We start from the raw sequence: 22,009 nt of genomic DNA on the forward strand, positions 1-22,009 counted from the left end.
AAGCGTGGCGCTTGCGACGGCTTTGCCCTCACATTTTCCTTCTCGCCCCAACCGGTCGAAAGATTCGTCGAAAAGGTCGTGCCGATACGCGATCGCTTCATCTGTTTGGCTGTGGCGCTCAAAAAGCGAGAGTGAGCCATGATTCAGGACGGCTGAGAAGACTGGTAGCCGCAGCTGATAAGCTATGCCTCCAAGTCCTCAGCCGGCCATCAAGTCTATGCAGCTTCGTTGAGTCCAGCAAATCAACGCACCTTCGCGTGCTCTGACGAATGCCGACACCTATCGAACAACAGTCTCGCACTTGACGGCTCCCAGCAAGCTGCCGCTATCGGCTCCTGTCGGGGCTACTCTCATGCAGCAAGACATCGTTCTCCGAGCGATCCGGAATCTCTTCCTGCCAGCGCACTGATCCGAACGGTCGCTCCAGCATGCGACGTACCCGCACAGGATTGGGACCGACGTGAAAAGCTGCCGCCTCGCTCTCCAGCGCACGTTCCGATCTCGTCGCGCGGTTTCGCTGGCGCAGGTAGTCGAACCAGGTGGGGCAGTGATAGCGCTCCGTCCAGGAGTCCGGATCGGCGATGTCGCGCGCGATCGACCACCCATACGCACCATTACGCTGTCGGAACAGCTGGACTGCCTGCATGGCGTTGTGGAACGCCCTCGCATTCTCCTGCGCAACTCGATATTCGATCTCGACTACCAGAGGGCCGCTCCTCCCGGTCAGCGCCAACTTCACGTCGGGATCCTCGAGCAGTTCGGGCTCTTCACCCCGCGCACCAACGCGCGGCATGGGTAGCCAAAGCCCTAGCAAAGGAGAGAGCAGCATCAAGACGGCGGAGATCAGGAGCGCCGCTTCCACACCGGCGACATCAGCCAGGCTGCCCCAGCCCCAGCTACCGATCGCAACCCCTCCTGATCCGGCCGCCTGATAGGCTGCCAGGGATCGACCGGCAACCCAGCGTGGCGCCGATAGCTGCACACCGACGTTGAACAGCACCCAAGCCATCGTCCACACGGCCCCCGCCAGGAGCAGCGCAACAGCGGTCAAGATCGACTCCCGGCTCAGCGCCACAGCCAGGAGAGCGCAACCCATCGACACCGAGCAGGTCCGGATGGCCGCCTCCCCACTTAGCCGCTTGCGCATTTCGGGAATGTAGAGTGCACCGATTACCGAACCGAAGCCGAAAGCGCTCAGCAGAAGGCCATAGGTCTGCGCGCCGCCATGCAGGAGATCTCGCGCCACAATGGGCATCAACGCGATGATCGAGCCGCCGATTAGTCCGGTCACCATGGAGCGGACCAAGACGATCTTGATGGCCGGGGAATTGTTGATGTAACGCACCCCAGAGATAATGGCACGATTGAATTTTTCGCGAGGCAGCCGTGAAGGCTGCGCCACGCGGTTCCATACAAACAGTGCCCCCATTAGCGGAAGATATAACAGCGCGTTCAGTGCAAATGACGCTACAGCGCCAGCGGTCGCAACGACGATGCCGCCGAGCGCAGGTCCTACGCTGCGCGCGATATTGTAACTCATACCGTTCAATGCGACGGCAGCAGGCAGCGCATCGGGTGGCACCTGCTCACTTATCGACGATTGCCACGTTGGATCCATTAGCGCCACGCCGCTCCCGACCACGAAGCACAAGGCCAGCAATAGCATCGGCGTAACCATGTCGAGCCAAGCAAATGCGGTCAGTGCAGTAGCGCCGGCGAATGCAATTCCCAGAGAAATAAGGGACACGATTCGGCGATCATGCATATCGGCGATCGCGCCCGCAGGCATTGCCATCAACATAACCGGAAGCGTAACTGCAGTCTGAACTAGCGCGACCATGTCGGCCGACGACGTCATCTGCGTCATCGCCCATGCGGCGCCGACGCTCCGAATCAGAGCGCCCATATTTGAGAGAAGACCCGCGAGCCAGACGCGGCGAAAAGTAGCATGGCGGAGCGGCGCTGTGATGCCATCGCCGCCAAGCGTCTCGAGCTTTTGTACGTCGGTCATGTCAGCCGCTGCCATGCCTCCCTCGACGGAGCAGCCCATTCGCCAGAACGAAGTCTACGACGCTCCGCTTCCGGGCAGGCATCCGCAAGTCAAGCCCGGTCATGCGGATCAATTTAAAGATAAAGGCTCTCGCCCAACTATGAAACATTTTAAGCAACAAACGCCTTAGGCGGGCCCTGCAATTTCGCGTGCAGCTATCCCCGCCTTCTCGCAATTGCAGAACCTACGGAGCTCGACAATCACGCACTCGATGTCATTCGCATTCTTCGCTGAGGTGCGCTGAGCGCTTCAAGAACAATCAGACTACGGCATCACAACGCAGATTTTTTGCGTTGTGGTACAGTCATGCGCTGAAAAAGCGCATGCCGAGGCGCGCCTTGGTGAGATACCGCATTCTGGATGAATCCAGAAAACGTGGCTGAACGAACGAGAGCGGTGACATCGACCCAGGGATCGACCATCTCCGCTCTGTCACTTTCGACCCCAACCACGTTTCAGACAAACCAGTGGTCTCTGGCAACCGCTCCGACCTTGATCCGGGAAGCTCCCATCGCGACAGCGCTTGACCCGGATCCGTCGAGCGCTCACATGTACACAAATCGTACCATGTGATCTTCTTCGCGACTCGAGTTGGAAGGTGTTGGTCTCGATATCCAGGCCTCCGATCAGGCGGCGCTGACCCTGGCATGAATAGCACACGGTCGGAGATCGTCCTCGTCGGCCGCCAGACAACTTAGCGGTTGTTTGATGCGCTATTGCCTACGGGGGCGCACCTGGGGATATCCGGGCAATTGCCAATTCTCGACCTACACCCAATGCTTGATGATGGTATCGGGCACAGACGTCTATTGTAAAATGAACCCAACCTACGCGTTCCAACGACATGGATGGGGACCTCGCTGAAGGGACAAGATTGGCGGCCCGCGATCTAAACCGTCTGCCTCGGTCCATCAAACTGACAGAAAGCCCTTATTTCGTTTGCCCCAGCGAGGCTGCTGCGTGCGCGACACGGTCTTCCCCACGATCAGGAAGTCTCTGCGAGCTGCAAGAAATTCATAAGCAGCACGTGCCCTTGTTGCGTTAGAATCGATTCCGGGTGAAATTGCACGCCATGGGTTGGGTGATAACGATGTGCGAGAGCCATAATCTCGCCTTCATCAGAACGTGCTGTGACCCTGAGATGCGGCGAGCGTGCATCGTTGAGCTCAACAACAAGAGAATGATAGCGTCCAACGGAAAGAGGGGAGGGGAGTTCATTGAACAGCCCTCGCCCATCATGCGTTATCGACGAGGACCGTCCGTGCATAGGGCGACGTGCACGTGCCACGCGCCCACCGAAAACGTGCCCAATGCATTGGTGTCCGAGACAAATTCCGAGAATTGGAATGCGACCGGACAGCTCGCGGACAACGGCACTGGATATTCCGGCTTCCGTTGGGGTGCATGGACCCGGAGAGATGACAATTGCGCGCGGCTTCAAATTAACCACATCGCTGACGCTCACTGCGTCGTTCCGGATCACTTGGGTTCCTTCGCCGAGTTTATGCAAATAGCGTGCAATGTTGAAGACGAACGAGTCGTAGTTGTCGATGATGACGATCAAAACGCACCCGATTTATCGGCACAAAAAGCGTCAAAGATCCGCCGCGCCTTGGCAAGCGTTTCCTCGTATTCCGCCTCGGACTTCGACATCGCAGTTATGCCGCTACTGACCTGCCACTGCGAATTTCCTCCAGAAGGAGTTAGAGTCCGGCCCGAAGAAGGACGGACAGATGAAGCGAGCAAGGTTCACGGAAGAGCAGATTATCGCGGTATTGAAGGAGCATGAGGCTGGGGCGAAGACAGCCGACCTGGCTCGCAAGCACGGTGTTTCCGAGGCGACGATCTACAATTGGAAGGCCAAATTCGGCGGCATGGACGTTTCCGAAGCGAAGCGGCTGAGGGCCTTGGAAGAGGAGAACGCGAAGCTGAAGAAGCTTCTGGCCGAGCAGATGCTCGATGCGGCCGCACTTCGCGAGCTCCTTTCAAAAAAATGGTAGGGCCCGCCGCCAAGCGCGCTGCGGTCGCGCATCTGCAGGCCGTCATGAGCCTGTCGGAACGGCGGGCCTGCTCGATTGTGGGGGCGGATCGGAAGATGATCCGCTATCGCTTCAGCCGCCCGCCGAACGCAGTTCTGCGTGGCCGATTGCGCGATCTCGCCAACGAGCGGCGGCGTTTCGGCTATCGCCGGTTGTTCGTCCTGCTGCGGCGGGAGGGCGAGCCCTCGGGGATCAACCGGATCTACCGGCTTTACCGCGAGGAAGGGCTCACCGTCCGCAAGCGGCGGGCTCGCCGCAAGGCCGTGGGGACCCGCGCCCCGATCCTGGTCGAGGCGAGGCCCAACGCGCGCTGGTCGCTGGACTTCGTCCACGACCAGTTCGCCAATGGCCGACGCTTCCGCATCCTCAACATCGTCGACGACGTCACCAAGGAATGCCTGGGCGCCATTCCGGAGACGTCGATCTCGGGGCGGCGCGTGGCCCGCGAACTGACGGCAATCGTCGAGCGACGCGGCAAGCCAGGAATGATCGTGTCCGACCATGGCACCGAATTCACCTGCAACGCCATGCTCGCTTGGTGCAAGGACGCAGCCATCGATTGGCACTTCATTGCGCCGGGAAAGCCGATGCAGAACGGCTTCGTCGAGAGTTTCAATGGCCGGATGCGCGATGAGCTACTCAACGAGACCCTGTTCTTCGATCTCGTTGACGCCCGCGCCAAGATCGCCAACTGGGTCGCCGACTACAATCTCCAGCGTCCCCACTCGTCGCTGAAATACCTGACCCCCGCGGCCTACGCCGCCCACCTCACCGCAACGGACGATCGGCTGCGCAACCCCGATCAGCTCCGCCGATCGTCCGTTGCTCCATCCGCGCCACTTGGCGTACAAACCCCCGAGACTCTAACTGCCGCTGGATGAAAATGCAGTGGCAGGTCATCGGAGAAAACCAAGAAAAACTGAGCGATCAACAAAAATCCCAGAAGTCTCTTCATATTGAAGCCCCAAGAGAGTTGGCTAAAAAAGTAACTTAGATCAGCAGTTTGGTATAACTCGAGGCGACGTTCGCTGCTCTTATCTCGCATTCGGCAACGGAATGCGGCGCATATGCGCGAAATCAGGTTGGATCGCGGCGGAGTCAGCGTCCCTCGAGCCACAGCGGCCCTGCTTGCCCCTGGGGGGCGAGCTCCGAGCCGATGCTCGATTATTTTGGGTGAGGCGGACTTCTCATGACCTCATCCGTTAAAGCCCCGTTTTCACGATGCTCTCACCGAAATCGTCGATCGATGGTGCCGAATGTAGAAGGGCGCTTCACCTGCAGCTGCGCGACAAAGGTGCTGATCTCCACTCGCTACATCGCAATGCCATTGCTGACGCGGCGATAGCGAGATTGCCGGCGAGATTGCGGTCAGCACCCGTGCCTCACCGCAGCTCTTGACGGTTGCCCGTTATCACGTCAACGAGAAAGGCCGATGAATGGGAATGGCAAGCTGAGGATGATGGATGTGATTGATCAAGCGAACGCCTCGGAGTTACCATCCGTCTTGCACAAATCCCCGCGACGTTTTTCCTGGGTTCTCGCGATCGTGGTCATCTCCTTTGGTCTGTGTGCCGGGGCAACCTACTATTGGACTAGCATCGAGACAGTTTTCGCGACATCGTCGGTGCGTGAACCTGCCTCAATGCCCGGCTTGCCACCTGAAGACAGGGAAGGTCTCTCGGAGATTCGATCAGGGCAACAAAAGGCGAGAGATGAAATTGCAGAGCTCAATCGCAATATCGGTGCGCAGCAAGCCGATCTGAAACGGATGGCGGACCAGATCGCGGCGCTCACCGCGAAGATCGAATCGTTGCAGAATATACCCGTGCCTGCCTCTGTGCTGCCGGCTCCTTCTCCGCCGGCCGCCCATCCCGCTTTGAGGCCAGCGAAGAGAGTGGTCCAACCATCTAAACCAGAAGGGCCAATCTCGATCGGGGGCGCGCCGCTGATTCCTGAGCCCGGCTCCGACCAGCGTTGATCCAGAAGACGGCTCTACTGGCCGTGCGAGCCCTTGACCATGGCTCCATTGATGGCTCTGTGCGTCTAAAAAGAGTGCCAGCGCACAATCAACATCGCTAGTGATGCGCTATCCTTCAGGCTTTCTCTGTAATTCGCAGCAGATGAGAGGCGCGGGTCTCAATGACGGCCCGGATCGCCTTGAGAATAGCGTGGGTCGCGCCTGCCTCTTCCCGCTCCATCAGGAGGTTGTCGGCCGCGCTTCTGATCCTGTCTGCCGATTCCTTGATGTCCTTGATGAGCAGACGTTGCGCGCCGCGTGTTGCGGGAACGAGTGTCAGCCAGTGCTGCAACTGAATCGTATCCGGAACTGAGCGCCCGCCAATGGCCATGGCGAGCTTTTTCGCCAGCCGCGGGTAAGCGGCCGTGCAGAGGACGTCATAAAGCGGGGCGAGGTCCTGCACTTCGCTCGATAAAGCAGAGCATAGTTCTTCCCATGCGCATCGGCATTGCCGACCAGATAGTGGAAAATAAGCATGCGGATGAAATTCAACCGGTCGGCTGCCGGACGTGCTGTGGCGCGATCGATAAGGTCGAGTGAACGCTCGGTCCCTGGTCCTCCTTCCTCCTCGTACTTGAGCTCCGGAGGAACGCTCAATGCCTGGCAGAAATCCTCCTGATGCAGGCGTGAGATGGTGCCGTCGTCGTGTCTTGAACGGTCGTACCGTTCGATCAGAAGAAATGAAATAGCCCCCTGCCGGCGCATCTCGACGTCAGGCACAGGCAGCTTTAGGCGTGCAGCGAGGCGCAGACAAAAGAGTTCATTCTCGACGCTGCCCTCCAGCGCCTGATGAAGGGCTTTAGAATGTGCGTGGTCGGCCGCCCCCCTTGGCAAGTCCAATTGTCTCTCCCTCAAGGCAAACAGCGAGCTTGTCCTGCACTCCGGCGAGCGACAGCCGCACGCCCTCCTCGCCGCCGAGGAGAGGGCGCTCACGGAGTTTGCCCAAAATTTCTTCGAGCCGGGCAGGCGTCAGCGCTTCGACCCCATCGTCTTCGGAGGAGGCGGGGGCATGACCGGCTGGATAGAGAGACAAAGCGCTGGCGCATTCCCCGCCGATCACTTCAAGGAGGCCGAAGGCATTTCCCGCGGAGATCCCAAGCGCGCCGGCGAGACGCTGCCGGGCGCCTTCATCGGGCAAAAGGCCTGAAAAGAAGGGGCGGATGCGGATTCCGCTCGATGTCGCCTGCTATTCCGAGATGATCTCGCCCACCATTGAACGAACCCGCTACGCGGGAGTGGGGGCAAGCCTGGTGAACTGAGGTGTCCTGTCTGAGAGGATGTTGGTCTTCGCACCACCCCTCTCAAGACAGGAGACCCAGATGGCTACCATGAGCCCTCTTCGGCAGCGCATGATCGAGGACATGACGGTCCGCAATCTGTCGCCGTCGACTCAACAATCCTATATCTATGCGATCGCAAAGTTTAGCCGCCATTTCGGCTACGCCCCGGACCGGTTGAGTTTCGAGCAGGTCCGCGCCTATCAACTGCATCTCATCGGCCAAAAGCGTTCGTGGTCCCACATCAATCAGGTGGCCTGCGCGCTGCGGTTCTTCTACGGCGTCACACTCGGGCAGACGGAGGCATTCGAGCGGATCATCGGTGGCCAGAAGCCTGACAAGCTCCCGCTCGTGCTTAGTGCCGAAGAGATCGAGCGCTTCCTGGACGCGGTTACAGGGGTGCGCAATCGCGTCGTGCTGGCGACGGCTTATGCGGCTGGCTTACGGGCTAGTGAAGTCGTCCGCCTGAAGGTGAGCTCGATCGACAGCAAACGAATGTTGATCCACATCGAGAACGGCAAGGGCGGCAGGGATCGTTACGCGATGCTTTCTCCGCGACTGCTGGAGATTCTGCGCACGTACTGGATGCGAGCCCGACCGGGCTATGGCTATTTCCAGGCCAAGACCCCAGTGAACATGTCAGCGTCCGCTGCGTCCAGGCGGCCTGCCGCGCCGCCCGCCGCCGCGCTCGGCTTGCCAAGCCGATTACTGTCCATACGCTCCGGCACTCGTTTGCGACCCATCTCCTGGAAAGCGGGATCGACATTCGCATCATTCAAGTTCTGCTCGGACATGCCGAGCTGGGATCGACCGCGCGCTACGCTCAGGTCGCGACCAATCTGCTCGCCCGCACGACCAGCCCATTCGATGGACTCTCCGTCAGGGTGATCCCACCCGACTGAGCTGCGCATATGCGCCCCGTGCTCGAGGTGGCGGACATCCTCCGCCGCCACGGCGGCGCGTTCCGTGCCGCGCAGGGTCCTCGGCTGTCCTCCGATCAGCGCCGTGCGATGGCGGCCATCGAGGCGTGTCGCACAGCGACGCTCGGCGGCCACGTCGAGCGGTGCGACGACTGCGGCCTGGTCCGCGTCGCCTATAACAGCTGTCGCGATCGGCACTGTCCAAAGTGCCAAGCGCTCGCGCGCGCCCAATGGCTCGTCGAGCGCCAGGCCGACCTGCTGCCGGTCCCCTATTTCCATGTCGTCTTCACCGTGCCGGCGCCCGTGGCCGCCATCGCGCTGCAGAACAAGGCGGTGGTCTACGACATCCTGCTCAAGGCAGCAGCCGAGACGATCCGTCTCATCAGCGCCGACCCGAAGCATCTCGGTGCCGAGACCGGGATGATCGCCATTCTCCATACCTGGGGCCAGACCCTGACGCATCATCCACATGCCCATTGCCTCGTGCCAGGCGGCGGGATCGCCCCTGATGGAAGCTGGGTTCATTGTCGCCCCGGCTTCTTCCTTCCCGTTCGCGTCCTGTCACGATTGTATCGTCGGCTATTCCTGGAGCGCCTGCAGGCGGCGTTCGATGGCACCAAGCTCCAATTCTTCGGCCATCTCGCGCACCTCGTCGAGCCAGCGGCATTCGCCAGCCATCTAAACGCCCTCCGCAAGGTCGAGTGGGTCGTCTACGCCAAGCGTCCCTTCGGCGGACCAGAACAGGTTCTGGCCTATCTTGGGCGCTACACCCATCGCGTTGCGATCGCCAACGGCCGGCTCCTTAGCTGTGACCAGGGCCACGTCCGCTTCCGGTGGAAGGATTATCGCGCTGGCAACAAATCCAAAGTGATGACACTCGACACTGAGGAGTTCCTTCGTCGCTTTCTGCTCCACATATTGCCGAAGGGGTTCCGCCGCATCCGTCATTTTGGTTTCCTGGCGAACGCCTGCCGCGCCGCCAAACTCGCGCGCATCCGAGCGGCGCTTGACGCGCCGCAGCCACCTCCGCCTGCCGAAGCTGTCAACTATCGTGAGCGCTGCGCCATCCTCCTTGGTCACCGCCTCGACTTGTGCCCCATCTGCGGAGGCCGCATGGTCGAGATTGGACCTGTGCCGCGTGCGCCAGCGCAGCGACGCGCAGCACCTCGCTGCGATACATCATGACCGACGACCTCGACTTGTCCGCTCCCACTGCACGCGCTGCCCTGCCGACGTTCTCCGTCGGAACGATCAAGCACGCTCACAACGCCCGCCGAACGGGCGATAGTCAGCCGCCTGGGCTTGACGCGCCGTTCGACGCTATCGACGGCGGCATCCTTTGCTGCCAACATCAGCGACAATCTGCGGCCACACTCGCTCGCGGGCCCGACATCGGGTCAATCGCGCCTACCGGCGCCTAGATCGAACCCCCATAGGTCCGCGCTCACAAGACGCGGCTTCGTTCAATCCAGCTTCAAATAGGTCCCGCGCTGGACTTGCGGCGAGATCTGTGACGCGGGACCTATTTGAACCCTCCAGTATTCGAGATGATCTCGCCCACCATTCCGATTTGAAGTCGCCCACCCATTCCGAGATGAAGTCGCCCATGCTTCCGGGATGATGTCGCCCGGGTGACGAGGCCTCTTCTGGCTCCCATAGGTCGTCCCTTTCGGCTTTGCGAAGGGGGACCCTGGATGCCGACGGAGAGGCTTGCGATGCGCCGTGTGCGCGATGTGATCAGGATGAAGGCGGCTGGACTGCCGAGCCGCGAGATTGCGCGGCGGATGGGCGCGGCGCCCTCGACAGTGCGGTTGACCATCCGGCGGTTCGAGGCCGCAGGCCTGAGCTGGCCGTTGCCCGACGAACTCACGGACGCGGCCCTGGAGGCCCGCCTGTTCGCCAAGACCGGCAACGGCAACCGGCAGGGTCACCGCCGCATCGCCGAGCCGACTGGCGGCGGTGCACCGCGAGCTCAAGCGCAAGCACGTGACGCTGTCGATCCTGTGGGAGGAGTACATTGCCGCCGAGCCCGGCGGATACCGGTACTCGCGTTATGTTGCGGCCAGATTTATGTTGTGCGAGGAGCGATAATTGCGGGAGCCTGAGCTCTGCGGGCATTGTTCACGCAACATAATTCGACGTCTGGGTAGCGAACCTTTTGTCCAATGGAGGCTCGCTATGGATCAGACGATATATTCCATTCCCTTGACCGTACCCCACCGTGATGACGCGCCATTCACCGACGAGCGGTACCGGTACCTTCGCCACTGTGCAGAAGCCGGTGCGACCGCAGCTTCTCTCAAGATCAAGCGCAACGAGCTGTTGCGGATTGCCGCACGTCTCGGTCCAGATGCTTCGCAGGGCATCGATATCGAGGCACTCCAACGGATCGCGACCGAGCGTCTGCGCCTGACGGGGGCTGCCACCGCAGCACGAAGAGTGGTCGACATCGGACGGCCTTGGCTTCGATTTCTCGGTTGGTGGCGTGAACCAACCGTCGTGTTTCAGTACCAGAGCCAACTCGACCAGTATGTGACATGGATGCGCAATGAGCGCGGATTCTCGCCATCGACGGTGGAGCAATGGAGCCGGATAATCGGCAGGTTCCTGCGCTGGTGCGACAAAACCAACCGGCAACTCAGGGACCTTCAGCCTGAAGACGTTGACGCCTATTTTGTCGCCCAGGCGACGGGACGATGGTCCCGCGTTTCGGTGGCCAACACAGCCTCTGCCTTGCGGGGATTTCTGCGCTACGCGGCAAAGCGGGGAATGTGTACGGACCGCTTAGCGGCCTCGATTTGCCGGCCTCGGCTTTATCGTCAGGAGTCGCTGCCGTATGCCCCAGAGTGGTTCGACGTGCAGCGCATGTTGGCCGACGCCGAGACTGACAACCCCGGGACATCCGCGATCGTGCGATCCTGCTGTTGCTCGCGGTCTACGGGATGCGCAGCGGCGAAGCGGCGGCATTGCGCCTTGATCAGATTGACTGGGCCGGTAGGACGCTACGGCTTTTCCGCCTGAAGCGCCGGCAGCCGCAGATCTATCCCCTGGTTCCCTCTGCGGCTGAGGCGCTCGCCCGCTACATCGACACGGTGCGGCCGCTATCATCGTGCCCGGAAGTGTTCCTCTGCATGCACGCGCCCCGTCGACCGTTGAAGGCAGGGAGCATTTATGATGTCGCCAACCGCAGATTTGTTGCACTTGGAATCGACGCTGCCCACCGCGGTGGCCATGCGTTGCGCCACGCCTGCGCCTCCCGGCTTCTCGCCGAAGGTCTGTCGATAAAGGAGATCGGGGACCATTTGGGACATCGCAGCGCGGCGTCAACCAGCATCTACGCCAAGGTGAACATGCAGGCGCTTCGCGAGGTCGGAGCGTTCGACCTGGGAGGCCTCCAATGAGGCTGACCCATGTTGTCGACGCCTATCTGGCCAAGCAGCGCTCACTGGGGGCGCGTTTCGAGTCGGCTGAGGTTCTGCTCCGTAGGTTCTGCCGAGCGATGGGCAATCGAGATATCGGCGAAGTCACCCCAGAGGCGGTAGCCGAGTTCCTCCAAGGCAAAGGATCGCTCAGTGCCACCTGGATGCTGCGATATAGGGTTTTGAGCGGCCTTTATCGATTCGCCATCAGTCGCGGGTACGCAGCATCCTCCCACTGCCGACATCGTTTCCAAAGCTGCTGCCGCAACAAACGCCCTATGTTTATTCCACGGAAGAACTGCGCCGCCTGTTGGACGCGACCTCGATCCTGGAGGTTGGGCATCGCCCTCATGTGCCAGCTATGTACCGTACGCTCCTCTTATTGCTGTACGGAAGCGGCATGCGCATTGGCGAGGCGCTTCGTTTGGTCCTGCAAGACGTGGATCTGACTGATCAGGTCATCACCGTCCGTGACACGAAGTTCTTCAAAACGCGCCTCGTGCCTATCGGACCAAAGCTCAACCAGGAATTGGTCGAGTACGTCGAGCGCCGTCGCCGGCTCCCTCTGCCGCGCGGGCAAGAATCTCCATTATTCACTACGCGCGGCAGTCGACCGTGGCACTATGTGCGGGTCATCTCCTGGTTCAGCATGTCCGCCGGGCCGCCGGAATCAGTTGCCCTGTCGGCGAGCCTCGACCTCCACGGCTGCACGATATTCGCCACACAGCCGCGGTGCACCGGGTAATTGCATGGTATCGCTCCGGCCAGGAGGTGCAGCGACTGCTTCCGCAACTCGCCACCTACCTTGGCCACATCGATATCCGTTCAACCCAGCGCTATTTGCAGATGACGCCAGATCTCCTCCAGGCGGCCAGCGAGCGCTTTGCCCTGTACGCGATGGAGGCCGACCATGAAGGATAAGAGCCTGCTTGGTCCGTGGATCCGGCGGTTCTTGCTGGAACATCTGGTCGCCGAGCGCAATCTTTCCCGCAACACCCAAGCCAGCTACCGCGACACGCTGACATTGTTGCTGCCGTTCGCCAGCAAGCAGGGAGGCTGCGCCATCGATCGCATGACCGTGGAAGAGCTGACGCCGGAAGTCGTCCGCAAGTTCCTGGACCACCTGGAGCGCGATCGCCGGTGCAGCGAGGTTACCCGCAACCAACGGCTGGCGACCATCCATTCACTGGCGCGCTTTATCGGGACGCGTTCGCCGATCCACCTGGCCTGGTGTTCCGAGATACGGGCAGTGCCGTTCAAGAAGACGGCCAAGACCGCGATCGGATACCTCGAAAAGGCCGAGATGGACGCGTTGCTAAATCAACCTGACAGACGCACGAGTCTTGGGGTGCGGGACCATGTTCTGCTGCTTTTCCTATACAACAGCGGTGCTCGCGCCGATGAGGCAGCAAAATTGACGGTCGGCAATCTCCAACTGGGTGCGTCTCCGTCAGTGCGACTTCACGGTAAGGGCAACAAGGTTAGAATCTGTCCATTGTGGTCAACGACCGCAACCTCGTTGACTCGTCTTGTGGCCGACCGGAACAAAAGTGAAGCGGTCTTTCTCGGGCGGACGAACCAGCCTTTGACGCGCTTCGGAATACACCGTCTCGTGACGCAATATGCCGCCATGGCGGGCGAAACGGTGCCGACGTTGGCGACGAAGCGCGTAAGCCCACATACGGTTCGGCACACAACGGCGGTGCACCTGCTGCGCGCCGGCGTCGACATCAACACGATCCGTGCTTGGCTGGGCCACGTGTCATTAGACACCACGCACATCTATGCTGAAGTCGACCTGGAAATGAAAGCAGAGGCGTTAGCCAGGGTCGACATCAGCAGTCTGAGGCCGCCGCCTCGGCAACCCTCTCTCCCGTCGTTGATGGCATTCCTGAAGGCCCTGTAGGTCGAAAGGTCACACTCTTATGTTGCGGAGCGAGCCGAGGAAATTGGCGCAATCCTTGGCTCGCTCCAGCAGCGACAACATAAATCTGGCGGCAACATAACGCGAGATATGTTCACGATCACATATCTCGCGCTTCTGCGAGCTTTACCGCGCCTGGGAGGGCCGCCTGTCGGTGACGATGCGCCAGTCGCATGCGGCCGGCGACAAATTGTTCGTCGACTACGCGGGCGACGGCGTGCCGGTGGTGGTCGACCGCCTCACCGGCGAGCGGAGGACGGCGCAGGTCTTCGTCGCCGTGCTCGGCGCCTCGAACTTCACCTATGCGCAGGCGACGTGGACCCAGGGGCTTGCCGACTGGATCAGCGCCCACGTCGGCACCTTGGCGGCGATCGACGGCGTGCCGGCGCTGCTGGTGCCCGACAACACCAAGGTCGCGGTCATCAAGGCGAGCCTCTACGACCCGCAGATCAATCGCACCTATGCGGAGATGGCCGCGCATTACGGCACGGCCGTCTTGCCGGCGCGACCACGCAAGCCGCGCGACAAGGCCAAGGTCGAGCAAGCCGTCCTCATCATCGAGCGCTGGCTGCTCGGCCGCCTGCGCCACCGCGTCTTCTACAGCCTCGCCGAGGTCAACGCAGCGATCGGCGAGTTGCTGACCAGGCTCAACGAGGAGCGGCTCGGCGTGACGCGCCGTCGGCTGCTCGAGGAGGTCGACCGGCCGGCGCTCAAGCCGTTGCCGGCGAGCCCCTACGTGCTCGCCGAGTGGCGTATCCGCCGGTCAGCCTCGACTACCACGTCGAGGTGGAGAAGCACTACTACAGCGTTCCGCATCGCTTCGCGCGTGCCGAGGTCGAGGTCCGGTTCACCGCCCGCACCGTCGAGATCTTCCACAAGGGCGAGCGGATTGCCGCGCATCAGCGCATGAGCGGCAATCACAAGCATACCACCGTGCCGGAGCACATGGCCTCCAGCCATCGCCGCTACGCCGGCTGGACCATCGCGCGCATCCGCCAGGACGCCGCTGCGATCGGCCCGGCGACCAGCGCGTAGGGCTCTAGCGTGGGACCTGGCGAACGGTCTCATACTAGAGCTGCCTGGCAGAACTTACTGCAGATCGGCGAAGACCTCCGGGTCGTCGCCAGGAGTGTGAACGAAGTATGTCCATGAGATGGATACTTGATCTATAGACGATGCCGAGCGTATGGCAGAATGAGCAGGCCTTGGTTCGCCTAGTATACTTGCGGACCATTAAGGCACTCCACCATGGCATTTGGCGACCGTCTCGGCGTCCGGAAACGAAACGCCGCACGCTCAAGAGTCATCAAAATCTCGGATCAATTGGCGTTTCCATGGGACAGCCGGCCTCGATGACGGCTGCTGCTTCCAGCAAAATATCCTCCCTAAACCGAGGCCCGACAATTTGCACGCCGGTCGGCAGGCCACCAGATAGGCCGGTCGGCACTGAAATGGCGGGCAACCCGAGAACGGCGAGTGTGTAACACGGGACCATGATGCGACGCATCCAGTTCAGGCTTTCGGCATCGTCGCGATCGTGTGAGTGTTCTAGTGGTAGCTCAGACGAAACAGGATGAAGCAGTAATGGAAAGTCGCGCATGAAAATGTTGTAGCGCCTGATCCACCCCGTTCGCCGCGCAAGAGCCTCCATATATTGATACGTGTCGGTCGCCGGAGCATCCTTCATATCGTTCGCGTGCAGCTTCCGCAGGCGATCGTCTCCATATTGCTGTATCAAGGGAGTGGAGTAATACGGGGCTTCGGCCCTGATGATTTTGAACCAGTCCTCAAAGATTGCGAAAAAGTCTGGAGGATCGACCGCCTCCACGGTGTAACCCGCTTCCTCCAGCAGCCTTCCAGCACGTTGCACCGCCTCTGCAACCACCGGATTGACGCCGGTTTGCGTAGGGTCGACCGACACAGCGACTCGCTTCGGCAGCGGCGGCCCTTGCAACGGTGCCGGCACCCACCACGGATCTCGTGGATCCCCTTTGCCATGACCTCCAGCGCCAGACTGATGTCGCGGATGTGCCGCGCGAGCGGTCCTTGCACCGAGAAAAGCTGCCCAGATAGTGGACGTTCACGCTTCGCGGACGGCTGAAACGCTGGCACGCGCCCAAAGCTTGGACGCAGTCCAGCTACGCCTGTGCAATAGGCTGGATACCGGATCGACCCCGAAATGTCGTTGCCGTGACCGATCGGGGCAATGCCTACCGCAACCGAAGTCGCTGCTCCGCCGCTCGATCCGCCTGGTGTGTGAGCTTCGGACCACGGGTTCATCGTGTGCCCATGCAACTCATTGTGGGTGAACGCACGAAAGGAAAAGGTAGGCGTATTGGTCCGGCCAATTATTACAGCGCCAGCCGACTTCAGATTTGCAACGACGGGGCTGTCTTCGGTAGCAATATTGTTCCGGAATGCGACGACTCCGTCGCTCGATGCCTCGCCCACCTGATCGACATTGATCTTGATGGTGACGGGGACGCCATGCAAAGCGCCGAAAGTATCACCGCGCGCGACGGCGGCATCCGCAGCTTCAGCTGCCTTGAGCGCCGCCTCTGGGGTGGGAACGACGACGGAATTCACCTTCGGATCGACCCGATCCAAACGGTCCAGACAGGATTTTACAACCTCTGTGCTGGATACCGCACCGCGCCGGATCTCGCACGCGAGATCAACTGCGTCCCACTTCCACAACTCTGTCGGCAAACTCGACCCCACGCTCAACTTCGTCATCACGATCTCCTGCGTTTTTGCGTTCGCGCTCGGCTGCTGCTAACGCGCACCAATGCTCCGACCTGGAGCATTGGCTCATGTTCGACAGATAAAGCCTCGTCCCACAGCCTTGGTTACCGTATAAAATCGGGATGGCTCAATTTCGCTGGAGGAAAGCGACGGTCCAGCGTGTGGGGCAGGCTGTTTCAGGTTGCCTTGCTTTTCGCGACGTGGGTGGCGATCGCGTCCATCAGCGGCGGCGACAGGCAGTCATAGGGCTCAAGCCCAAGCTCCTTCAGCCGTGACCTGATCCCGGCCATGTCGGCCGGCTTGACGCCGGACTCGATCACCGACGACACGAAGGCGGCAAATCCCGGGGCCGCCGAGCCGGACTCCCGGAACAGCTCGGGATGGACGAAGTCGAGGCCATAGAACGGATGGTTCTTGTTCTCGATCCGTCCGTACATATGGGTGCCGCAGCCCGTGCAGGCCTGGCGCTGGATCGCCGCCGCGGCGTCGACGATTTTCAGCTTGTCGCCATTCTCCAGCACGGTGAGGTTCTCGCGCGGCACCACCGCGACCACCGAGAAGGTGGCGCCCGCAGGCTTCCAGCACTTGGTGCAGCCGCAGGCGTGGTTATGGGCAACATCGCCCTTGATGCCGACCTTGACCTGCTTGTCCGCGCATTTGCAGACCAGCGTACCACCGGCAAAACTGACGGTGCCTTGTTTGACGCCATTGTCGACCGACGGGTGGATATGGACAGTCATTGACCTATCCTCTTAGTGCTTGGTGTTTGATTTCAGAATACGACGACCGAACGGATTGACTTGCCCTCGTGCATCAGGTCAAAGCCCTTGTTGATCTCGTCGAGCTTCAGCACGTGGGTGATCATCGGATCGATGTGGATCTTTCCGTTCATGTACCAGTCGACGATCTTCGGCACGTCGGTGCGGCCGCGCGCGCCGCCGAAGGCGGTGCCCTTCCAGACCCGCCCGGTGACGAGCTGGAACGGCCGGGTCGCGATCTCCTTGCCGGATTCCGCAACGCCGATCACCACCGAGACGCCCCAGCCGCGATGGCAGGCTTCCAGCGCCTGGCGCATCACGTTGGTGTTGCCGGTGCAGTCGAAGGTGTAGTCGGCGCCGCCGTCGGTCAGCGTGACGAGGTGCGCGACGATGTCGCCGGTGACCTTCTTCGGATTGACGAAATGCGTCATGCCGAACTTGCGGCCCCATTCTTCCTTGCCGTCGTTGAAGTCGACGCCGATGATCTTGTCGGCGCCGACCATCTTGGCGCCCTGGATCACGTTGAGCCCGATGCCGCCGAGGCCGAACACGACGACGTTGGAGCCGGGCGTCACCTTTGCGGTATTGACCACCGCGCCGACGCCGGTCGTGACGCCGCAGCCGATGTAGCAGCTCTTGTCGAAGGGGGCGTCCTCGCGGATCTTTGCGACCGCGATTTCCGGCAGCACGGTGAAGTTCGAGAAGGTCGAGCAGCCCATGTAGTGGTAGATCGGCTTGCCCTTGTAGGAGAAGCGGCTGGTGCCGTCGGGCATCACGCCCTTGCCCTGCGTGGCGCGGATCGCGGTGCAGAGATTGGTCTTCTGGCTCAGGCAGCTTTTGCACTGCCGGCATTCCGGCGTGTAGAGCGGAATCACGTGGTCGCCCACCTTGACCGAGCTCACGTCGACGCCGACCTCGCGAACGATGCCGGCGCCTTCGTGGCCGAGGATCGAGGGGAAGATGCCCTCGCTGTCGAAACCGTCGAGCGTATAGGCATCGGTGTGGCAGATGCCCGTCGCCTTGATCTCGACAAGGACCTCGCCCGCCTTGGGGCCTTCCAGGTCGAGCTCGACGATCTCAAGCGGCTTCTTTGCTTCAAATGCGACTGCGGCACGGGTCTTCATTCTATATCCTTCGGCATTCTAGTGACGCCAAGCCGCCATCCAACAAACATCATACACGTTGACCGTGCGTGATTTGGAACCGGCTGATTTGAGAGAGGTCGAGGCAGGATAAACTATGGAAGCTATGAGACTTGTGATTATGCAGTCCACGTCAGTTTGATGGCGGCATCGACGCAGTGACAATCACCGAGCTTAAAAATATTTGGGTCTCGATTGATGCAAATTTGGGGGCACTCACGCTCAAATGCCTCTCCGAATGTTACTATTCGAAGGATTTCGTACGCGCCCCAAGCACAAAGTACCGAGTTCGCTGGCAGCCGCATCCTTGACAAGCCACTGAGGCAGCCCTTTGAGAGGTAGACAAAGAGACCCCTCATTGACCTAAGCGATCGTAGCCAGATAGCTTTCAAGCGAAAGACCAATACACGACGGCAGGCCAGCCGCGCGCCCTGGAACAATCAAGCGGGACTTGCATAGCCCACTTGAGCAATTCAATGCGGAGTAAAACGCATCAAAATCGTTCTCGTCTTGGCTAGCACTTCCGCCTACTGATCCTACCTCGGCTCGGAGGAATTGAGGATATTATAATGACACGAGCATATCCAGCCAAGTTACCTGTACACGGGCAAGAATTTGCCAATGATGTAGAAGGGCATGAGCGCCTCATCGAAGACGGTCGAGCAGCATTCGACACCCGAGCGCTCAGCCCCAGCACGCTTCTTCGTCCTGTAAGCATTCAAACCAATGATAGTTGCTGATGCCTCTCGCACCTATTCCTCCATTCTACGCGTCGGCTTGCAAAACCGAGCGCCATGACGGCCTCGGTTAGCGGTTGCGTTCGACTTGTGCGGCGCCCCGGCAAATTGGCGTAAGGATTTGCGCGGCCAGGATCTGACGAAGCCATTTGTGATCGGCTTCCCGGCGGGCCTTGAAGTGATCCAGACATCTTTTCGAGCAAAGGGCCGTACGCCAAAAGTAGTGGCGAATTAGGCCAAGCTTCCCACCGCATCGCACTTTGTCGGCCACCGCGGGACATATGGGAATGATTTGCGCATGCTCGCCTCCTGTCGGCGCCTATGGATAACCCCTCTTGCGCGTAGCGTCGCAACAGCGCGGGCGGCACTCAAGCGGCACCGGGACTGCCAAACTCTTGCGACGTGTGTGGGTACCAAGCGCAACTGCTCGACTAGGATGCCCCTCTTCGGTGACGAAGCGCACTCCGTCGGAGCACATCACCAAGCCTTCCTAATGCAGTGCGCAATCGAGCCTTTTTGGTGCAATAGACGATCGCAATCGATTTAATTCTGCGTCCGGCTAGTTTACTTTGAAGTATTTCAACGGACGGTCGATTTTTCCCTACTCGCCTCATCGGCTGTCAAACAGTCGCCTACGAAGTTGTGCAACCTGCCAGTTTAATGATCATCGCCGGCTTTGGACCGCCCCGTCCTCGGACTTGTCAAGCTGAGAGGCGATTTTGGCCAAACAACCTAATATACAAACAGCTGCTCCAGTTATCGAAAAGAATAGTGACGTATCCTCGGACTTGAAGGAACGCCTTTGCCAGGTCGTCTCAGATTGAGAGTCTGCGTCCGAACACCATAGTCGAAGCGAGCATCCTGGTTATTCCGCCGAACGGGGGACTTTCTAATAAAGCGTTTTGCGCAGTTTCCTTCGAGATAGCTTCGACGGTAATGACATGATGCGCGTCAAATTGCGTCAGCCTCATCCGTCTCGCCTCCGATTCGCCTTCAGAAGGCTCCAGGCTACACTTGGTGCCGCTCGCACTACATGCGACAGGTATGGTCCTTAGGGCACCCACGTATTCATCCATGATGGATCGCGCAGTTCAAGAATTTACCGATCGGCTAACCGAGAGCACGGATCGCGATAGCCTGCAGCAGAGCATGACGATCATCACGGCCGAGCTCAACCTTGCGTGTTTCGCATATGTCGCTTTGCCGGACATTCTGGGCGGCTGTCCGCGGCTCATCTCGACGTATCCTTCCTCTTGGACGGCGCGATATCTGGAACGCCGCTATGAACACTTTGATCCCGTCGTCAGTCAAGCGATGCGCCGCAATCGACCGTTTCGATGGGGTCTCGGGTTTGGTCCACAACTTCGTTCGGAGAAGGAGCGCGAGTTGTTCGAAGAGGCAGCCATGTTGGCGTTCGATGTGGCTTCACGGTTCCAATACATGACTGCAGTGGCGCGGCCGCGCGCCGTAACTTTCGCGAGCGACAAGCGGCAGCTCGACTTTGAGAGATTGACAAAAAAACACACTCCGATTTTGCGCCTCATGTCGATGTACTTTCATGCACATGCCAAGGCAAGGCCGATCGAGCGGTGGGCGGAGTATTGTTGTCTCCTTCGGGAGTTCGAATTCCTCGAATGGGCTGCTCTGGGTAAGTCTGCTGCGGACATCGGGAGAGCTATCGCCAAATTTTGGTTACGGCCTGGCCGGTCAGGCGGCGGCGGTTATGGCTGACGGTCAGTCGGTTTGGCGATGACCTCGATCCCCTCGTTGAATGTCACCCCGAGAACGAGTTTTGACAACTGGTTGTGGCCATCGAGACGACGCCAGCTTTTCTGCGCGGCCTCAAGCAGTTTGAAGACCATCGCGAGCGCCGTCCTGTTGGACAGGCAACCCTTCGATCGGATCGTGCGGTGGCGCACGGTAGCGGAGTGCTTTCAATGGGATTGGTTCCGCAGGTATTTCCAGTGCTCGGCCGGGAAGTCGTAGAACGCCAGTAGGGTGTTCCGATCCTTGCTCAGGCAGTCGGCCGCCTTCGTATTTGGGCGTGTAGCTCTCGATGAAGGGGTCGAATGCCAGCTCGGCGGCGGCCTTGGTTTCGGCCATCCAGATCTCGTGCAACGCGCGTTTGGCCTTCGGCTGCTGGCTTCGGCAACTTGGCGAGCACATTCGCGGTCTGTGCACCCAGCAGCGCTGCTCGCGCGTTTTCGGCCAGACCTCGCCGGCGGCCTTCCAGAACCCGAGCGCGCCGTCTGCGATGGCGAGCCGCGGCGGCACCTCGAGCCCGCGCCGCTTCAGGTCGAGCAGCAGATCGCGCCAGTCCTGCGCGCTCTCGCGGGCGCCATCGGTGAAGCCGACCAGTTCCTTGCGGCCTTCCGGCGTCGCGCCGATCAGCACAAGAATGCACTGCTTTTCGTCTTCGAGGCGCGCTTGGAGATGGTTGCCATCCGCCCAGATGTAGACGTAGCGCTTCGCCGACTGATAGCGCCTCTGCCACGCGGCGTGTTCGTCGAGCCAACCGTCCTTCAGACGCCGATGGCCGATGCAGACAACCCGGCAGCATCCTTGCCGAGCAGCGCCGCCAGAGCCTCGGAAAAGTCGCCGGTCGAGATCCCCTTCAGGTAAAGGATAGGCAGCAGCGTCTCGATCGATTTCGAGCGGCGCATGTAGGGCGGCAGAATCGACGGAGAGAAACGGATGCGGTCGGGGTCGGTAGCGTCCACCTCGCGATCGCGTACACGCGGCTGGCGGACGGCGACCTGACCGATACCGGTCATCACCTCGCGTTCCGGCTGGTGACCGTGGCGCACGACGCGCTGGTGGCCGTCCCCGGTCTTCAAATCGGCATGCTTGCCGAGAAAGTCCGCAACCTCGGCCTCGACCGCCTGGGCCAACAGAGCACGCCCCCCATTGCGCAAGATTTCGGTGAGTTGATCGTCGACGTTTCCTGGTTGAATCAGCTTGATGATGTTATCTTTGGACAC

The 22,009-nt window shown here is 60.3% G+C and carries 17 protein-coding genes and 5 pseudogenes; 12 read left to right on the plus strand and 10 right to left on the minus strand.

Annotation, left to right across the window (positions count from 1 at the left end; all coding sequences use genetic code 11):
- Window positions 1-325 precede the first annotated feature (325 nt).
- On the minus strand, window positions 326-2,011 hold the full coding sequence (locus tag XH85_RS11940) for an MFS transporter (RefSeq protein WP_128937227.1): 1,686 nt from the start codon (window positions 2,009-2,011) through the stop codon (window positions 326-328).
- Between the two features lie 747 nt (window positions 2,012-2,758).
- Between XH85_RS11940 and XH85_RS11945 the strand changes: the two genes are divergently transcribed.
- Complete coding sequence (locus XH85_RS11945; RefSeq protein ID WP_128932007.1) at window positions 2,759-2,914, plus strand: DUF3551 domain-containing protein; 156 nt, start codon at window positions 2,759-2,761, stop codon at window positions 2,912-2,914.
- Window positions 2,915-3,035: 121 nt separating this feature from the next.
- Here XH85_RS11945 and XH85_RS11950 read toward each other — a convergent pair whose 3' ends face one another.
- A complete protein-coding gene (locus XH85_RS11950; protein ID WP_128932008.1) occupies window positions 3,036-3,614 on the minus strand; it encodes an anthranilate synthase component II in 579 nt (192 codons plus the stop codon).
- A gap of 169 nt (window positions 3,615-3,783) precedes the next feature.
- Here XH85_RS11950 and XH85_RS11960 point away from each other — a divergent pair.
- A protein-coding gene (locus XH85_RS11960; RefSeq protein ID WP_128932010.1) for an IS3 family transposase occupies window positions 3,784-4,970 on the plus strand; the annotation gives its coding sequence in 2 pieces (ribosomal slippage) (window positions 3,784-4,036 and window positions 4,036-4,970; 1,188 coding nt in all).
- 575 nt (window positions 4,971-5,545) lie between these two features.
- Window positions 5,546-6,067: a hypothetical protein gene (locus tag XH85_RS11965; RefSeq protein ID WP_164940921.1), complete on the plus strand. Its 522-nt coding sequence runs from the start codon at window positions 5,546-5,548 to the stop codon at window positions 6,065-6,067.
- 115 nt (window positions 6,068-6,182) lie between these two features.
- Here the strand turns inward: XH85_RS11965 and XH85_RS47560 are convergent, their stop codons facing one another.
- The 3 genes from XH85_RS47560 to XH85_RS47570 are packed head-to-tail and all read right to left on the minus strand — an operon-like array spanning window position 6,183 to window position 7,244.
- Window positions 6,183-6,398: a hypothetical protein gene (locus XH85_RS47560; protein WP_338025624.1), complete on the minus strand. Its 216-nt coding sequence runs from the start codon at window positions 6,396-6,398 to the stop codon at window positions 6,183-6,185.
- Window positions 6,383-6,946, minus strand: a complete 564-nt coding sequence (locus tag XH85_RS47565; RefSeq protein WP_338025626.1) for a HipA domain-containing protein — start codon at window positions 6,944-6,946, stop codon at window positions 6,383-6,385. Before XH85_RS47565 ends, XH85_RS47560 begins: the two co-directional genes overlap by 16 nt.
- Window positions 6,906-7,244, minus strand: coding sequence for a hypothetical protein (locus XH85_RS47570; protein ID WP_338025627.1), 339 nt, complete (start codon window positions 7,242-7,244; stop codon window positions 6,906-6,908). The genes XH85_RS47565 and XH85_RS47570 overlap by 41 nt, the downstream gene beginning before the upstream one ends.
- A gap of 223 nt (window positions 7,245-7,467) precedes the next feature.
- On the opposite strand from XH85_RS47570, the pseudogene XH85_RS47290 reads away from it, so the two are divergent.
- The 8 genes and pseudogenes from XH85_RS47290 to istA all read left to right on the plus strand — a co-directional run.
- Window positions 7,468-8,285: pseudogene (locus tag XH85_RS47290) on the plus strand (tyrosine-type recombinase/integrase).
- 9 nt (window positions 8,286-8,294) lie between these two features.
- Window positions 8,295-9,488: an IS91 family transposase gene (locus XH85_RS11980; protein ID WP_128931969.1), complete on the plus strand. Its 1,194-nt coding sequence runs from the start codon at window positions 8,295-8,297 to the stop codon at window positions 9,486-9,488.
- Window positions 9,489-10,018: 530 nt separating this feature from the next.
- Window positions 10,019-10,358: pseudogene (locus XH85_RS11985) on the plus strand (helix-turn-helix domain-containing protein); the annotation flags it as partial.
- 123 nt (window positions 10,359-10,481) lie between these two features.
- A complete protein-coding gene (locus tag XH85_RS11990; protein WP_245474021.1) occupies window positions 10,482-11,324 on the plus strand; it encodes a tyrosine-type recombinase/integrase in 843 nt (280 codons plus the stop codon).
- Window positions 11,246-11,704: a tyrosine-type recombinase/integrase gene (locus XH85_RS46400; RefSeq protein WP_245473794.1), complete on the plus strand. Its 459-nt coding sequence runs from the start codon at window positions 11,246-11,248 to the stop codon at window positions 11,702-11,704. The genes XH85_RS11990 and XH85_RS46400 overlap by 79 nt, the downstream gene beginning before the upstream one ends.
- Window positions 11,705-12,074: 370 nt before the next feature.
- Entirely contained in the window at window positions 12,075-12,467 is a 393-nt protein-coding gene (locus tag XH85_RS45830) for a tyrosine-type recombinase/integrase (RefSeq protein ID WP_245474230.1), read from the plus strand.
- Between the two features lie 165 nt (window positions 12,468-12,632).
- Window positions 12,633-13,628, plus strand: coding sequence for a tyrosine-type recombinase/integrase (locus XH85_RS12000; protein WP_128930216.1), 996 nt, complete (start codon window positions 12,633-12,635; stop codon window positions 13,626-13,628).
- 127 nt (window positions 13,629-13,755) lie between these two features.
- Window positions 13,756-14,663, plus strand: a pseudogene (gene istA / locus XH85_RS12005) (IS21 family transposase); the annotation flags it as partial.
- Window positions 14,664-14,952: 289 nt separating this feature from the next.
- On the opposite strand, the gene XH85_RS47295 reads toward istA, so the two are convergent.
- The 4 genes and pseudogenes from XH85_RS47295 to XH85_RS12020 form a co-directional block, all read right to left on the minus strand.
- Window positions 14,953-15,612 (minus strand): amidase family protein, encoded by a 660-nt coding sequence (locus XH85_RS47295; RefSeq protein ID WP_276486097.1) that lies wholly within the window; start codon window positions 15,610-15,612, stop codon window positions 14,953-14,955.
- A gap of 77 nt (window positions 15,613-15,689) precedes the next feature.
- Window positions 15,690-16,382: pseudogene (locus XH85_RS47300) on the minus strand (amidase family protein); the annotation flags it as partial.
- A 185-nt stretch (window positions 16,383-16,567) separates the two neighbouring features.
- Complete coding sequence (gene gfa / locus XH85_RS12015) at window positions 16,568-17,131, minus strand: S-(hydroxymethyl)glutathione synthase (protein ID WP_128932012.1); 564 nt, start codon at window positions 17,129-17,131, stop codon at window positions 16,568-16,570.
- 32 nt (window positions 17,132-17,163) lie between these two features.
- Window positions 17,164-18,273, minus strand: coding sequence for an S-(hydroxymethyl)glutathione dehydrogenase/class III alcohol dehydrogenase (locus tag XH85_RS12020; RefSeq protein WP_128932013.1), 1,110 nt, complete (start codon window positions 18,271-18,273; stop codon window positions 17,164-17,166).
- 1,832 nt (window positions 18,274-20,105) lie between these two features.
- Here XH85_RS12020 and XH85_RS12025 point away from each other — a divergent pair.
- The gene (locus tag XH85_RS12025) at window positions 20,106-20,759 is read left to right on the plus strand and encodes an autoinducer binding domain-containing protein (protein ID WP_276486189.1); all 654 of its coding nucleotides are present in this window, start codon (window positions 20,106-20,108) and stop codon (window positions 20,757-20,759) included.
- Here XH85_RS12025 and XH85_RS12030 read toward each other — a convergent pair.
- Window positions 20,750-22,009, minus strand: a pseudogene (locus XH85_RS12030) (IS256 family transposase). The gene XH85_RS12025 and the pseudogene XH85_RS12030 sit on opposite strands and share 10 nt — an antisense overlap.

Source organism: Bradyrhizobium zhanjiangense, assembly GCF_004114935.1.
Taxonomy (GTDB): Bacteria; Pseudomonadota; Alphaproteobacteria; order Rhizobiales; family Xanthobacteraceae; genus Bradyrhizobium; species Bradyrhizobium zhanjiangense.

Excerpts from the sequence above, each read along its gene's own strand:
- XH85_RS11980 (WP_128931969.1), top strand. The coding sequence starts at position 8,295 with ATGCGCCCCGTGCTCGAGGTGGCGGACATCCTCCGCCGCCACGGCGGC.
- XH85_RS12020 (WP_128932013.1), bottom strand. The coding sequence starts at position 18,273 with ATGAAGACCCGTGCCGCAGTCGCATTTGAAGCAAAGAAGCCGCTTGAG.
- gfa (WP_128932012.1), bottom strand. The coding sequence starts at position 17,131 with ATGACTGTCCATATCCACCCGTCGGTCGACAATGGCGTCAAACAAGGC.
- XH85_RS46400 (WP_245473794.1), top strand. The coding sequence starts at position 11,246 with ATGCGCAGCGGCGAAGCGGCGGCATTGCGCCTTGATCAGATTGACTGG.
- XH85_RS11945 (WP_128932007.1), top strand. The coding sequence starts at position 2,759 with ATGCGCTATTGCCTACGGGGGCGCACCTGGGGATATCCGGGCAATTGC.
- XH85_RS11940 (WP_128937227.1), bottom strand. The coding sequence starts at position 2,011 with ATGACCGACGTACAAAAGCTCGAGACGCTTGGCGGCGATGGCATCACA.
- XH85_RS12000 (WP_128930216.1), top strand. The coding sequence starts at position 12,633 with ATGAAGGATAAGAGCCTGCTTGGTCCGTGGATCCGGCGGTTCTTGCTG.
- XH85_RS12025 (WP_276486189.1), top strand. The coding sequence starts at position 20,106 with ATGGATCGCGCAGTTCAAGAATTTACCGATCGGCTAACCGAGAGCACG.
- XH85_RS11965 (WP_164940921.1), top strand. The coding sequence starts at position 5,546 with ATGATGGATGTGATTGATCAAGCGAACGCCTCGGAGTTACCATCCGTC.
- XH85_RS11990 (WP_245474021.1), top strand. The coding sequence starts at position 10,482 with ATGGATCAGACGATATATTCCATTCCCTTGACCGTACCCCACCGTGAT.